The 13733-nt window shown below is 31.6% G+C and carries 16 protein-coding genes; 9 read left to right on the top strand and 7 right to left on the bottom strand.

Features of this window, described 5'->3' with window-relative positions:
* Positions 1-5 precede the first annotated feature (5 nt).
* Complete coding sequence (locus tag BM246_RS02975) at positions 6-221, bottom strand: hypothetical protein (protein WP_042498369.1); 216 nt, start codon at positions 219-221, stop codon at positions 6-8.
* A 326-nt stretch (positions 222-547) separates the two neighbouring features.
* Here BM246_RS02975 and BM246_RS02970 point away from each other — a divergent pair, with 326 nt between their 5' ends.
* The 7 genes from BM246_RS02970 (at position 548) to pncA (ending at position 6750) form a co-directional block, all read left to right on the top strand.
* Entirely contained in the window at positions 548-1399 is an 852-nt protein-coding gene (locus BM246_RS02970) for a DUF2911 domain-containing protein (protein WP_042504527.1), read from the top strand.
* Between the two features lie 190 nt (positions 1400-1589).
* Complete coding sequence (locus BM246_RS02965) at positions 1590-2141, top strand: TetR/AcrR family transcriptional regulator (protein ID WP_074935719.1); 552 nt, start codon at positions 1590-1592, stop codon at positions 2139-2141.
* A gap of 51 nt (positions 2142-2192) precedes the next feature.
* Entirely contained in the window at positions 2193-3053 is an 861-nt protein-coding gene (locus BM246_RS02960) for an SDR family oxidoreductase (protein WP_074935718.1), read from the top strand.
* Positions 3054-3062: 9 nt separating this feature from the next.
* Positions 3063-3416 (top strand): DoxX family protein, encoded by a 354-nt coding sequence (locus BM246_RS02955; protein WP_042504533.1) that lies wholly within the window; start codon positions 3063-3065, stop codon positions 3414-3416.
* A gap of 133 nt (positions 3417-3549) precedes the next feature.
* Positions 3550-4548, top strand: coding sequence for a metal-dependent hydrolase (locus tag BM246_RS02950; protein WP_074935717.1), 999 nt, complete (start codon positions 3550-3552; stop codon positions 4546-4548).
* A 125-nt stretch (positions 4549-4673) separates the two neighbouring features.
* Complete coding sequence (locus tag BM246_RS02945; protein ID WP_074935716.1) at positions 4674-6071, top strand: nicotinate phosphoribosyltransferase; 1398 nt, start codon at positions 4674-4676, stop codon at positions 6069-6071.
* Between the two features lie 73 nt (positions 6072-6144).
* Positions 6145-6750, top strand: coding sequence for a bifunctional nicotinamidase/pyrazinamidase (pncA, locus tag BM246_RS02940; protein ID WP_074935715.1), 606 nt, complete (start codon positions 6145-6147; stop codon positions 6748-6750).
* Positions 6751-6801: 51 nt separating this feature from the next.
* On the opposite strand, the gene BM246_RS02935 is transcribed toward pncA, so the two are convergent.
* From BM246_RS02935 to BM246_RS02910, 6 genes are all read right to left on the bottom strand, one after another.
* Positions 6802-7320: a methyltransferase domain-containing protein gene (locus BM246_RS02935; protein ID WP_317042971.1), complete on the bottom strand. Its 519-nt coding sequence runs from the start codon at positions 7318-7320 to the stop codon at positions 6802-6804.
* A 69-nt stretch (positions 7321-7389) separates the two neighbouring features.
* Positions 7390-7686 carry a thioredoxin gene (gene trxA, locus BM246_RS02930; protein ID WP_042498395.1) on the bottom strand — a complete coding sequence of 99 codons (297 nt, stop codon included), beginning with the start codon at positions 7684-7686 and terminating at the stop codon, positions 7390-7392.
* 13 nt (positions 7687-7699) lie between these two features.
* On the bottom strand, positions 7700-8704 hold the full coding sequence (locus BM246_RS02925; RefSeq protein ID WP_074935714.1) for a c-type heme family protein: 1005 nt from the start codon (positions 8702-8704) through the stop codon (positions 7700-7702).
* 10 nt (positions 8705-8714) lie between these two features.
* Positions 8715-8984 (bottom strand): heavy-metal-associated domain-containing protein, encoded by a 270-nt coding sequence (locus BM246_RS02920; RefSeq protein WP_074935713.1) that lies wholly within the window; start codon positions 8982-8984, stop codon positions 8715-8717.
* A gap of 22 nt (positions 8985-9006) precedes the next feature.
* The gene (locus tag BM246_RS02915; protein ID WP_042498398.1) at positions 9007-9348 is read right to left on the bottom strand and encodes a rhodanese-like domain-containing protein; all 342 of its coding nucleotides are present in this window, start codon (positions 9346-9348) and stop codon (positions 9007-9009) included.
* A gap of 275 nt (positions 9349-9623) precedes the next feature.
* Complete coding sequence (locus tag BM246_RS02910; RefSeq protein ID WP_074935712.1) at positions 9624-10490, bottom strand: universal stress protein; 867 nt, start codon at positions 10488-10490, stop codon at positions 9624-9626.
* Between the two features lie 593 nt (positions 10491-11083).
* Between BM246_RS02910 and BM246_RS02905 the strand changes: the two genes are divergently transcribed.
* On the top strand, positions 11084-11911 hold the full coding sequence (locus tag BM246_RS02905; protein WP_074935711.1) for a universal stress protein: 828 nt from the start codon (positions 11084-11086) through the stop codon (positions 11909-11911).
* A 195-nt stretch (positions 11912-12106) separates the two neighbouring features.
* Positions 12107-13732, top strand: coding sequence for a tetratricopeptide repeat-containing sensor histidine kinase (locus BM246_RS02900; protein ID WP_175489768.1), 1626 nt, complete (start codon positions 12107-12109; stop codon positions 13730-13732).
* Position 13733: the final 1 nt, after the last annotated feature.

The raw sequence follows: 13733 nt of genomic DNA, 5'->3' as shown, positions 1-13733 counted from the left end.
TGTTCTTAAGGTCTACCTTTTAATCTTTTTTCAATTTTTTGTTTAACTGCAGTCAATCGCTTCATTAAGTCCATTATTTCTTGGTCTTTATCAACCTTGTATACGTCGTTTAGACTTAAAATAAGGTCTTTAACCTCTCTCGAAGCTTCTATTCGTTCACTGGTAGTTTTAAAAGTATGTTTGCGTTGTTCAAATTCAACCGCTTTTTCAATTAGTTCCATATATAATAATCGTTTTTCTAGTAATTTTTTTGGAGTAAAACACATTGTGTATTATTCACAATTCGACAATATAATAAAATATTATAAATTTTTTGATTTTACAGCAAAAATTTAGCTAAATTTTAATGATTGAGAGGGTTATATATTCAAATTAAGGGTTTTTATAGTTTATTCTGAAAAAAAAAGAGTTGTTTATAGAACTTATCAAAATGGTATTTTTTACCTTATTTAAAGCTTTTTTACTAATATTATTTTTTTAAGCTTTTGTTAACAATTATCGGTCTTTTGATGTGTAATTTTATAGCATATTAATAATCAAAACTAAGATGAAAAAACTACTATTAATTTTATTAGCATTTACTACGGTTTACACAGTAAATGCACAGATTGAAACGCCACAACCAAGTCCAAAAGCAAAATTTGAGCAAAAAGTGGGATTAACGGATATTACTATCGAATATTCTAGACCGGGAGTTAAAGGACGTAAAGTTTTTGGAGATTTAGAGAGCTTTGGAACTATTTGGAGAACAGGAGCAAATGAGAATACTAAAATAACATTTAGTAATGATGTTGAAGTTGCAGGAAAAGCATTAAAAGCTGGTACCTATGCTTTATTTACACGATTAATTTCGGCTACAGAATGGGAGTTTCTTTTTTACACCGATACTAATAATTGGGGAACACCTCAAAATTGGGATGATAGCAAAGTAGCTGTATCTGCAAAAGTAGCTGTAGAACCAATTCCGTTTGTAGTAGAGACATTTACTATTGATATTAATAGTATAACTAATAATGGAGCTAAGCTTGAGTTACTTTGGGAGAACTCTTATGCTGCAGTACCATTTACTGTTCCTACAGAGCAAACCGTTTCAAAAGCTATCGATAAAGTAATGGCTGGTCCTGGTGAAGGAGATTATTATGCTGCAGCTGCTTATTATTTAGCTGAAGGAAAAGACATGAAAAAAGCAACAGAATGGATTGATAAAGCTGTTGAGATGACTAAAGATAATCCTCGTTTTTATTACTTACGCAGACAAGCATTAATTCATGCTGCAAACGGTGATAAAGCAGGTGCTATTAAAGCTGCAAAAGAATCATTAGTTTATTCTAAGAAAGCCGGTAACGATGGTTATATTAAAATGAACACAGCTTCTTTAAAAGAATGGGGTGCTATGTAAAATAGTTTTACTGTGTGTAATTAACAGGCCTTAATTATAATATTGAAAAACTCAACGGTACTATATCGTTGAGTTTTTTTATGTTTAGAATTTGGGGGTGGTAAGCTATTTAAATATTGATTTTGTTATCAAAGTTAAATAATTATTAAACCAATTGGAATATTCATTCCAATTGGTTTATATTTGCAATGTGAATAAGAAAGAATCCATATTATTAGCAGCTCTTAGCCTTCTTACAGAAAAAGGAGTTCATAATACACCTATGTCAGCTATTGCAAAAGCAGCAGGTACAGGCATGGGAACTATTTATAACTACTTCCCAAACAAAGAGTTATTGATCAATGAGATTTATGTAAATATAAAGGAAAGTGAAAAATCTGTTTTTATAGACTTTAGTTTAGAGAAGCCCATTAAATCACAGTTTGAGAATTATTTCAGTTCAATTATTGACTTTTTTATCAATAATCCATCATATTTTAAATTTATGGAGCAATTACAAGCTTCACCCATAATCACTGACGAAAGTAGGACAGTGGGTGAGAAATCAGTAGCTCCTGTATTAAATTTATTAGTGAAAGGAAAAGAAGAACGTATTATCAAAAATATTGAAATAGATGAAATGCTAATATTCATTGGTGGTGCTATTTTATCCTATTTAAGATGGTATTTTAATCAACCCGAAGTAAAACCGGTATCTCTTGAAAACCAAATACGAATGGTTTGGGACGCAATTAAAGAGTAAAAAAAATTTATTTAACAACTGGAGTGAATATTCATTCCATAAAATTTAGTTATGAAAAAAAGCATATTAATTACAGGAACGTCAACAGGTGTAGGATTCGAAAGTTCAATTCTATTTGCGAAGAACAATTACAAGGTTTATGCAACCATGCGAAATCTAAAAAAGGCAGAAGCATTAAAAAAGAGAATAGAAGAAGAAAATTTAGACATTGAATTGTTATCTTTAGATGTAACAAGCATCGAATCTATTCAATCTGCTGTTAATATCATTATAGAGAAAGATGGTAAAATAGATGTGTTGCTAAATAATGCAGGAGCAGGTTTTGCAAAAACTACCGAACAATCTACAGAAGAGGAAATTAGATGGGTTACCGAAGTTAATTACCATGGTGTTGTATTCTGTACGCAAGCCGTGCTCCCTTTTATGAGAAAACAAAAAAGTGGTCAAATTATTAGTATCACTTCAGTTGGTGGTTTAATTGGGCAGCCTTTTAATGAGTTATATTGTGGAGCCAAATTTGCTGTAGAAGGCTTTATGGAGGGTTTGGCGACTTACGTTAGTGATGCTTTCAATATTAAAATTACATGTGTAGAACCAGGAGGAATAGCTACCGAGTTTATGACATCTGCTATTGAAAAAACAGCTAAAGAGGGACAATTCGCAACAGGTGAATATTTACCAATTTTTGAAAGATATATGGCAGGAAATCAAAAAAGAGCTGAAGAAAGCACAGAGCAAGTTTACCAAACAGGCGCCGAAGTTGCCAATGTGGTTTTAAATGTGGCACAAAATGAAAACCCACCATTAAGAATTCGAACTTCGCAATGGGCTGAAGATTTTTGTGAATTAAAAACAAAAGCAGATCCGGATGGAACTAAAATCGTGAACCAAATAAAAAATAGCTTTCTATAAATACTACTTATGAAAATAATATATTGGTCCTCTACAGTAATAGTTTCTGTTTTTCTTCTGCTAAGTTCTTATTCTTATATCTTTAGTAAAAGCACCATTGATGGGATTAAGGAATTAGGTTTTCCTGATTTTTTTAGAATAGAATTAGCAGTGCTTAAATTTATAGCTGCAATTTTATTAATAATACCAATGGCACCGTTACAATTGAAAGAATGGACTTACGCAGGGGTAGGCTTGTTTCTTCTAACCGCATTAGTCGCTCATATCAAGCATAAAGATTCAATTTTTATAATGGTATTGCTAGTTGTTTTAATGGGGGTTTTAATGGTTTCAAATATTTATATGAATAAATACAGTAGATAATGCACCGTAAAATAAATTATTAGTGCAAGCCTACTTTTGGTTAAGCTTGTACATTTTCAAACAGGTAATTTTAGCTAAATTAGATGTTTAAACTCATAACAATTTTTATAATTAGTCTACTTTTACAACCTATATGGATTCATTAACTCAAATTGTATTAGGAGCCGCTATTGGCGAGGCTGTTTTAGGTCGGAAAGTTGGAAATAAAGCTATGCTTTATGGTGCTATCGCGGGTACTATTCCAGATTTAGATGTGTTTGCCTCATTTTTTACAGACACAGTTTCTGCGCTTGCCATACATCGCGGATTTACACATTCTATTGTGTTTTCCGTGCTTTTTGCTCCTATTTTCGGGTGGCTTGTTTCTAGGTATGAAACGTATAAGAATTTTAAAGATTGGTCTTGGTTGTTCTTTTGGTCGTTTGTTACGCATCCTATTTTAGATGCACATACCACATGGGGAACTCAGTTGTTTTGGCCTTTCGATTTACGTTTGGCTTTCAAGAATATTTTTGTTATCGATCCGTTATACACCATACCTTTTTTAGTTTTTTTAATTTTGGCTATGCGCCAAAAGCGTACCACCAAAAAACGACGCTTGTATAACAACATGGGCTTAATTTTAAGCACATCTTATTTAGTGATAACTTTGCTTTTAAAATGGGTTTCTTATACTAAATTTGAAGCTGCTTTAAACAATCAAAACATTGCATATTTAGAAATTGATACGAGACCTTCACCTTTAAACACCATACTTTGGAGTGCAAATGTGCAAACTGAAGATGCTTATTTGCTTGCTAATTATTCGTTTTTTGACACACAACCCATCACTTTTGAAAGCTATCCTAAAAATCATGAATTATTAGGTAATCTTGTTGAAGACGAAAGTGTAAAACGTATGATTGCTATTTCCGAAGGCTGGTATACTATCAATAAAAAAGATAATGTGCTTTATTTTAATGATTTACGATTTGGATTGTTGAGTTTAACGCCCAAGGCTGAAAATTTTGTATTTAAATATAGAATGGATGTTGATGTTTCTGGAAAGGTTACTTTTACTGAAGAACCTAAAGATAATCGTGATGGAAAAAAGCTAATTTCTGAATTATGGCAGCGATTAAAAGGAAATTAATTTCAGTTTTTTTAGTAAAACATCACCATTTTTTCGTGTAAATCTTTTTCAGTTAATTTCTTTCGCATTTGATATAAGAAATCTTTGCTATTTTGAATATCTTGTCAATCAAAATTAAAAATCTCATGAATATTACTGCTGCATATACCGATCTATACCAAATCACAATGGCTCAAGTCTATTTTGAAACCAAACCCGATGGACGAGCGGTATTCGATTATTATTATCGACATAATCCATACAACAGTGGCTATTCCATTTTTGCTGGATTGGAAGATGTATTGGATATTCTTGAAACTTTGAAGTTCTCAGATTCAGATATTTTATATTTAAAAGAAAAAGGCTTCGAAAATGAATTTTTAGAGTATTTGAAAAACTTTAGATTTAGAGGAAATATTCGTTCTAGTAAAGAAGGTGATGTTGTATTTCCAAATCGCCCGATATTACAGGTGGAAGCTAATATTATTGAGGCTCAAATTATAGAAACCGTTTTACTCAATATTCTTAATTTTCAAACTTTAATAGCAACTAAGGCGAGTAGAATTAGGCGCAGTGCTAAAGATGAAATTCTATTAGATATGGGCTTACGTCGCGCTCACGCCACGGGTGGTTATTATGCTTCTCGAGCAGCTGCTATTGGCGGTTTTGATAGTACAAGTAACGTTAAAGCAGCCGAAGATTATAATATTCCATCATCTGGTACTATGGCACACTCGTTTATTCAAAGTTACGATAGCGAATTAGAAGCTTTTAGAGATTTTGCAAAAGTGCGTCCAGAAAACTGTGTGCTTTTAATAGATACTTATAATACGCTTAAACTAGGACTTCCAAATGCGATTAAAGTAGCAAAAGAAATGGAAGAAAGAGGCGATAAATTGTTAGGAGTACGTTTAGATAGTGGTGATTTAGCGTACTTATCTAAAAAAACAAGAACAATTTTAGATGAAGCTAACTTGGAGTATGTAAAAATTGTAGCGTCTAATCAGTTAGATGAATATGTTATTAAAAGTTTGAAGGAACAAGGCGCACCAATTGATGTTTTTGGAGTCGGCACCAATTTAGTTACCGGTAAACCTGATGCTGCTTTAGATGGTGTTTATAAACTATCGGAGTACAATGGAACGCCAAGAATTAAACTTTCTGAAAATATTATAAAGGTGTCATTACCTTTTAAAAAGCAAGTTTACCGTATGGTAGATGCTAATGATATGTTTTATGGAGCAGATGCAATTGGACTTTTTATTGAAGATGAGGTTTCCCAAATGGAACACCCTTTTGATATTACTAAAAAATTAGATTTGAGTCCATTTAAACACGAACCACTTTTAGAAATGGTTATGGAAGAGGGAAAAAGAGTAGTGCCAACACGCACGGTTACCGAAATTTCAAAATATTCTCAATCTCGTTTAGAGCAACTTCCTAATGAATATAAGCGTTTTCAAAATCCGCATATTTACAAAATAGGTTTAAGTCCTTCGCTTAAGGAAGAACGTGATGCTTTAATAAAAGAACATAAAATATAAATTGAGCAGAAGAGATTAAAAGCGATACAGAGTTTTTGTTCTTTTAAAACGGTCGATAATAAAAAGTTATATTATGAAAACGCTTCTAATAATTGATGTACAAAACGATTTTATGCCTGGTGGATCGCTTCCCGTTCCCGAAGGTAATCATATTGTACCCGTAATTAATAGTATTCAAAATCACTTCGATTTGGTTGTGGCTACACAAGATTGGCATCCAGAAAATCATATTAGTTTTGCTGCTAATCATGAAGGGAAATCTAATTTTGATGAAATTCAAGTTCATGGAAAACCACAAATCTTATGGCCTGTTCATTGCGTGCAAGGCACTTTAGGTGCAGAACTTCATGCCGATTTAAAGACTAAAAGTTATGAAGCTATTTTTAGAAAAGGAACAGATAAAAGTATTGATAGTTATAGCGCTTTTTATGATAACGGACATTTAAAATCGACTGGCTTAGCAGGTTATTTAAAGGAAAAGGGCACTACAGAACTTTACTTATCCGGATTAGCATCGGATATTTGTGTTTATTTTTCTATTTATGATGCTGTTGAAGCTGGATTTGATTGCTTTTTTATTGAAGATGCTTCTAAAGCACTCGATAATGAAGGGTTTGTTGCTATAATGGAAAAAATGATTGCTATGGGCGTGAAAATTATAAATTCTGAAACTATTTAAATCCTTTTTATTCTGAAGAATAATTATAGGTTTTTAGAATTTCTTATAAATTTAATGATCAAGTTTTTTGAGCCTGATAAATAATTCTCGTCCTGCTCTTGTTTGATGAGAATTATAGCATCCATTCATCAATGAAACATCAAAATAAGGTTTGAAATATTCTAAATATTCAGCTTTAGAACCACCAAAAGGCGGGCGTGTTTCATTTAAAGGTACATTGAACAATAAGCCTATAATTAGTCCTGTTTTGTTCAATAAGTTAAAGGCTTTTTCCGCGTAAGCGTGTCTTAAATTAGGGTTTATGGCGCAGAAAAAAGTTTGTTCCATTATGATATCGAATACCATATCAATATCGAAAAAATTACCATGAATAAGATGATTTTCAGGAAAAGATGGAACTCTTAATTTTAAATTTTCTAAGGCCGTTTTCGATAAATCTATAACATAAACATGTTTAAAACCTTTGTTGTGTAGATATTCGGCTTCATGAGAATTACCACCACCCGGAATTAAAATTTTTAAATCTTTATTGGTTAAACCATCGAAATAAGCTTTCAAAGGCGGAGATATTTCACCTAAATCCCAACCTGTATCATGTAACTTGTATCTGTTATCCCAAAAAACTCTCGGTTAAATCCATTAATACGATGCGGTAATAACATTAATAAGTTCGCTTTTTTGAAGTACGCCAGATTGTCTCCAAACTTGTTTTCCTCTTTTAAACAAAAGCATAGTAGGTACGCCTCTTACTTGGTATTTTTCAGCAATAGCTTTATTTTTATCAACATCAATTTTAATAATAGAAACTCTGTCTTTTAAATTATCTTTTACGTCTTTTAGAATAGGAGTCATCATTTTACAAGGTCCACACCATTCGGCATAAAAATCTACTAATACGGGAGTTTCTTGGTTTATTAATTCTGAAAATTTGTTCATACCTTACTTTGTTTTATTTATCGAAAGTAATATTCCAAATACCTCTAACTTCATTAATTTGATAACCGATGGCTTTATCCTGTGGGTATAAATTATTTAGTTTCAATAATACCGGGTTTTGAATGTCGCTATTTGGTTTTCCGTGACATTGTAAGCACATGGTATTTGTAGAAATAGGTAAGTACACCTGTACTTTACTGTCTGTTAAGTCTACTATGGGTTTTGGTTCTATATTATTTTCAATATCGTTTTTAAAGGCCTTAATATACGCTAATTCTTTTTTATTTGCTTGATTATTTTGATTTCTAGGTTTATCGGAAACGCGTTTAATTGTTGCATTTTGTGCTACCGACATACTATCGGTTAATGGGTAGGCTTTTATGTTACAAAAAGCGACGGCATCTAATGTGCCTTTTTTTTGAATAGTTCCCATTAAATTTTTACCTAAGACTGCCTTAGTAGCCAATGCATATTTTAGACCGCGCTCGGCATAATTTAATGTATCTGTAGAGGTGTTTTGAATTGATTTTCTCATACTTTGTCCGTTACGTTTGCGCATACTTTGAGGGCGTTGTTTACCTTGCTGTTCATTAAAATGAGCATCAAACCAATCGGGTTGGTCAATATCAAAATCATACATGTAGTCGGCTATTTGCAAGATGGTTTCTTCAGTAAAAGATAGCTTCGGCATAACCCCAAAACGTTTAACAGCACCAAACATTTTAGCATCTTCTGTGTTTGGGTTTTTAGTCCAAGATTGCATGTTTTTAATAAATTCTGCTTTTGTGGTTTGTTTATTGATATAGTGTTTTTTTATTGCAATCATTGGTGGGCCAACTCTGTTTTCCTGACTTGCAGATGGGCTATGGCAAGCGTAACAGTTATTTTCCATGAGCTGTTTTCCTGGATGATTGTTAGATGCTCTAGCTTCATCGAAAGCAGAGTATGCTTTGTTTTTAGAATTATTACAGCTAAAAAGGAATACAATTAATACCGATAAGACTAGTAAGTGCTTCATGTTTATAGTTTTATTTAGTAAACTTACCAGTTGCACAACTCACAAAAGATTTTGCTTTAGTAGTTAAATTATTATGGTCCTCTATAGATGGGTAGCCTAAAGATTTTAGTTTATTTTTTACGGCAAGTGCATCGGCTTCGTTTATGTAATTGAATGATACTTTACTATCATCGGTATGCACAATAATATTTGTAATGTTTTCAATTTCTGCTAATTTTGATGTGATTGTATGCGCGCAGCCACCACATTTTAAGTTTTGCACTATTATTGACGTTTTCATGTTTAATGTGTTTTTCACTGTTTTATTTGTAATTCAATATACCTCCTCTTAGATCGTAGATTTTCATGAAGCCCATACCTGCTAATTTATTAGCGCATCGTTTGCTTCGAGCACCACTTCTACAATATAAGTACACGGCCTCGTTTTTGTTTAACTTGCTAAATTCTAAATTAAATTCTTCTGATGATGAGTCTATATTTATAGCATTTTGGATGTGTCCGGAATTAAATTCGTCGGGAGTTCTTACATCTACTAATTGCACTTTTTTACTTTGCGTTTGTGCTTTAAATTCTAAAATATCTAGAACTTTAATGATATTATCCTTATCTGATTTAGAGCAAAACAGTGTTGAAAATATTGACATAGTTATAATTTTGTTTCTATTATTAACAGTATAATGGAGTAAAATTAATCTATTAGGCAAGTTTGGTTAGTAACCTTTGTTACATTAAGTATATTGTGACGTTCTGATCTGTAAGTCGCTGTAACAAGAATTAGAGACTCGTTTATTTACCATTCAAAATTTTGGTGTAAATGGTTTTAAAATGTATTAATAATAAGATATTTAAAAACATCTGTTACAGGTATTCTATAGCAGATGCTTTTTTTAAGAAAAAGGATATGTTGTTTACTAATAAACTAGGCGATAACGGCCTCTTTTGTTTTAGTATTTCGTTTACTAAAAGCAATAACAGGTATATCTACTCTAGTTTTTATTTCCTTTACCAAATCTTTACGAAACGGATTATCTAATCTAAACTCATGTTTACGCTCCAGCATGGCTAACATACTAGCATTTTCACTGTTAATTACACTTATAATACCCGATTTTATTTTATCGGAGGCTATGGTTTTAAAAGTCATATCGTCATAAGAAACTTGTTCTAAGAGCATATTTTTAAATTGTTCCATTCTTTCTCTAGCGGTTGTAGTATCTGTATGGTAAATATGTACTATTTCAATAAGAGCTTCAAATGGACGCACAATTTCTATAAGTTTTGTTATAGGAATAATATCTTGTTGCTCGAAATCTGTGGCATAAACAATGGTAGAAATGCATGTGTAATCAATTCCATTCGGAATCATCATAACCGGGAAATTAACACGATCTAATAATTCGTTAGCTATATTGCTGGCAAAAAATCCGCGGTGGCTGTGGTCATCTTTCATGCCTAAAATCACAAGGTCTGGCGATAATTTTTTAGCCGTATCAATAATGGCATCTTCTACTGAAGTGTTTTCAACAGCATGAATTTTTATTGGTGTTTCTCTAAATTCATTTTTAAGATGTGTTTCACAGAATTTTTTAACAATATCTTTTTTTTCTTGCTTCATTCGGTTCTGTAATTTTTCAATTGGTTGTATTACGGAAAGATGAATAGGAGGAAAATCATAAACGTGTAAAACGTGTAAATCGGCTTTCATTATGTAACTAAAACGATAAGCATATTTTAATGCGGAAGCATCGTTTTTAGTACAATCTGTGGCATATAGAATAGTTTTCATAATCTTGGGTTTTTAACATCTTAAAGTTATTGGTTTTCATTGCTTAAAAAAATGATATTTATCATGTTATCTAAAAGTGAGGTACATAGAAATCTATAAATGTGTTAGTTTTATTTCTTTTAAAAACAAGTTAATATGAAAGTGAAAACAAAAAGATAAATTTATTTTTCAAAACTGATATTTGTCATGTTTTAGTACGGGTTTAGACTGTAATTTAGCGGTATAATTGTACGTTCTTTAAAAATCAGTAGTCATAAATTTTATAACGTATTTAGACTACTATGGATTGCTAGATAAGGTTTGTTTTCGTAATACTTAATAACGTTCAATAAGGTGTATTAGGTTTTAGTAAGAGTTAATAAATGTAATCGAGCAGTTCAAAAAAAATGAAATGGGAGTTTTAAAGTCCTGTTTCTTAGTAAAGTTATAGTTGGTTAGTTCGCATTATCTCAGTAATGTGTAAAAAGGGGAGTGTTTGTTTAAAACGTTCCCTTTTTTTTGCGCTTAATTTTGAGATGAAAGTGAAATAAACTGATAAATATCATTTTTTATTTGATGCTAAATACTTAAATTGAAGCATGAAAATTTAAGTTATGAGAAAGATTTTACTACCTACCGATTTTTCTGATAACGCATGGAGCGCTTCTCTTTATGCGCTCAACTTTTTTGAACAAGAAATCTGTACCTTTTACTTTCTAAATTCGGTTGCGCTTACGCGGAATATGCTATCCAACCTTTCAGATAGATTAATAAAAGAAATGTCTGCCGTAGCAACTCAAGAACTTTTAGATTTAAAGGAATTGGCAGAAACTAGCGACCCCAACCCAAAGCATACATTTGAAACTATTTTAAGTACCCAAGATCTATATAAAGCCGTTGGCCATGCTTGTGAAACCCACGATATAGATTTGGTGGTTATGGGAACAAAAGGAGCAACGGGCGCAAAAGAGTTTTTCTTCGGAAGTAAAACAGTAAACGTAATAATGTCTATTAAAGCATGCCCTGTATTATTGATACCAGAAGAGTTCGATTTTGTTCCGCCTAAGCAAATTGCTTTCCCTACAGATTACAATCGGTTTTATAACCTAAAGGAGATAAAGCCTTTAAAAAGTCTAGCCGATTTGTATCAACCCAAAATTAGAATTGTACATATCACTGAAGAAAAGGAACTTAGTAATGTTCAGAGTTTTAATTTAAGAATGTTAAAAATTTATTTTAAAAATTACGATTTCAGTTTACATTGTATGCCAAAATATGCCGAGAAAGCTAAAGAAATTAACGATTTTATAGAAGAACTCGATATCGATGTACTAGCCATGGTGAAATATAAACATAGTTTTATTGAAAAAATAATAAACGAACCTGTGATAAAAGAACTCGGGTTTCATTGTAAAATTCCGTTTTTGGTTATTCCTGAATAATGACACATTTAATTATTATTAAATATGATTATAAATCCAATATTCTGTAGATTATTTCTGGTTATTATGTAATCGTTTTCAGTTAATATCTATTTTTATTCTTAACTACAAATAAGTTGTTATTTTTGAAGAATGAAAGTCAATAAAACTTCATTTCTTTTCTTCTGGTTTATAGCCTTAAATATTTTTTGTTTTGTGAGCCAGAACTTGGCTGCTCAGAATAAAAAAGACAGTACATTATTCTACTACAAATCTATTACCGAACTTAAAGATGTAAATTATATAGGTAAATCTTTCGAGTTTTTTCAAAAAAAAGCAGATCAGCAATTACTAGCTGGCAATAATATTAAAGCCGCCTATTATTTAGAATTAATAGCACTTGGGCAATTTAAAATGGGATTTCCTTACGAGAGTGAAGTTGCTAGTGTAAAGGCTTTGAAATTGTTAGATGCTGTAAAAGATAAAGCTAAATCTAATGATGCCAAAGGACGATTATCTAACCAATTAGGGATGATTTATCGTAGACTAGAAGATTTTGAAAATGCTAGACGTTACTATAACCAAGCTTTAGAATTAAATAAAAAAACAAAAGATAAAATTGCTATTATTACTAATATTGGTAATACCTATGCCGACCAAAACAATTTCAATAAAGCTACGGAAACTTTGTTGTTGTTTTATAATGATGCTTTGGGGCTAGAAGCCTCTGAAATTAAAGCAACTTATTTTGATAATTTTGGATATTTCAACTTAAAAATAAAGAACAATAGAGCTTTAAAAGAAATGCAAAAGGCTCTAAAAATGAGACTCGAATTAGGCGATTTATCTGGTCTTTTTTCTAGTTACCGTCACTTATCTCTTTTTTATTCCGAAAAGGGAAATAGAACAAAGGCGCGTTATTTTGCAAATAAAGTAAAATCACTTTCCGATAGTATCCAAACACCAGCCTACCAACTCGAAGCTTTGGCTTTAAAACTAAATCTCGAAAATAATTCTGATTTTAAAAAATATATCGATTTAAATAAACAGCTAATAAGTGAAAAACAGCTTAGAGAAAATAAGTTTGCAGCCATAAAATATAATTTAGGTAGAAACGAACAATTACTAGAAGAAAATGAAACCAAGCTTTTAGTTAGTGAGTTTGAAAAAGAAAAAGAAATAACCTATAAATGGCTGTATTTAACATTATGGGTTTTGGTTATTATATTGTCTATTTTAATATTTATAGCATTAAAATCAAAACACAGAGAAGACCGAGTTAAAGAAGTTTATGTTACCGAAAAACGGATTTCTAAAAAAGTGCATGATGAGGTTGCTAATGATGTTTATCAGGTTATGACGCGGCTTCAGTACGAAGAAAGCAGTGAAAAAGAAGAACTTCTAGATGAGTTAGAACATATTTATAATAAAACTAGAGATATCTCACGAGAAAGCGGAACCATTGATTTGGAAACAAATTTTAGTTTTGTTTTAAACGATTTATTATTGGTTTACGAAACGGAAGGTTTGGTTATTATTACCAGAGGTTTAATGGATATAAACTGGGATATTATTTCTGAAATAAAAAAAACAACCATTTATCGGGTGCTGCAAGAGCTAATGACTAACATGAAAAAGCATAGTGAAGCCACTCTTGTATCTATTTCTTTCAAAAAAAATAAAAATATTTTAGAGATAAACTATATGGATAATGGGGTGGGAGCCGAGTTAAATAGACTTGGCGGCCTTGAGAATGTGGAAACCCGTATTCATGCATTAAGAGGAACCGTTATCTTTAGCACCAAAATAGGTAATGGGTTTAAAGTTAACGCACGGATATAGT

Origin of the sequence: Algibacter lectus, assembly GCF_900112395.1 — a bacterium.
Lineage (GTDB): Bacteria > Bacteroidota > Bacteroidia > Flavobacteriales > Flavobacteriaceae > Algibacter > Algibacter lectus.
The sequence above is the reverse complement of the archived record's forward strand: the minus strand, read 5'-3'. Positions and strand labels throughout refer to the sequence as shown.

Coding starts and splice junctions, on each gene's coding strand:
- BM246_RS02910 (WP_074935712.1), bottom strand. CDS start 10,490: ATGAAAACTATTCTATATGCCACAGATTGTACTAAAAACGATGCTTCC.
- BM246_RS02970 (WP_042504527.1), top strand. CDS start 548: ATGAAAAAACTACTATTAATTTTATTAGCATTTACTACGGTTTACACA.
- BM246_RS02950 (WP_074935717.1), top strand. CDS start 3,550: ATGGATTCATTAACTCAAATTGTATTAGGAGCCGCTATTGGCGAGGCT.
- BM246_RS02920 (WP_074935713.1), bottom strand. CDS start 8,984: ATGAAAACGTCAATAATAGTGCAAAACTTAAAATGTGGTGGCTGCGCG.
- BM246_RS02945 (WP_074935716.1), top strand. CDS start 4,674: ATGAATATTACTGCTGCATATACCGATCTATACCAAATCACAATGGCT.
- pncA (WP_074935715.1), top strand. CDS start 6,145: ATGAAAACGCTTCTAATAATTGATGTACAAAACGATTTTATGCCTGGT.
- BM246_RS02925 (WP_074935714.1), bottom strand. CDS start 8,704: ATGAAGCACTTACTAGTCTTATCGGTATTAATTGTATTCCTTTTTAGC.
- BM246_RS02955 (WP_042504533.1), top strand. CDS start 3,063: ATGAAAATAATATATTGGTCCTCTACAGTAATAGTTTCTGTTTTTCTT.
- BM246_RS02905 (WP_074935711.1), top strand. CDS start 11,084: ATGAGAAAGATTTTACTACCTACCGATTTTTCTGATAACGCATGGAGC.
- BM246_RS02975 (WP_042498369.1), bottom strand. CDS start 221: ATGGAACTAATTGAAAAAGCGGTTGAATTTGAACAACGCAAACATACT.
- BM246_RS02960 (WP_074935718.1), top strand. CDS start 2,193: ATGAAAAAAAGCATATTAATTACAGGAACGTCAACAGGTGTAGGATTC.
- trxA (WP_042498395.1), bottom strand. CDS start 7,686: ATGAACAAATTTTCAGAATTAATAAACCAAGAAACTCCCGTATTAGTA.
- BM246_RS02915 (WP_042498398.1), bottom strand. CDS start 9,348: ATGTCAATATTTTCAACACTGTTTTGCTCTAAATCAGATAAGGATAAT.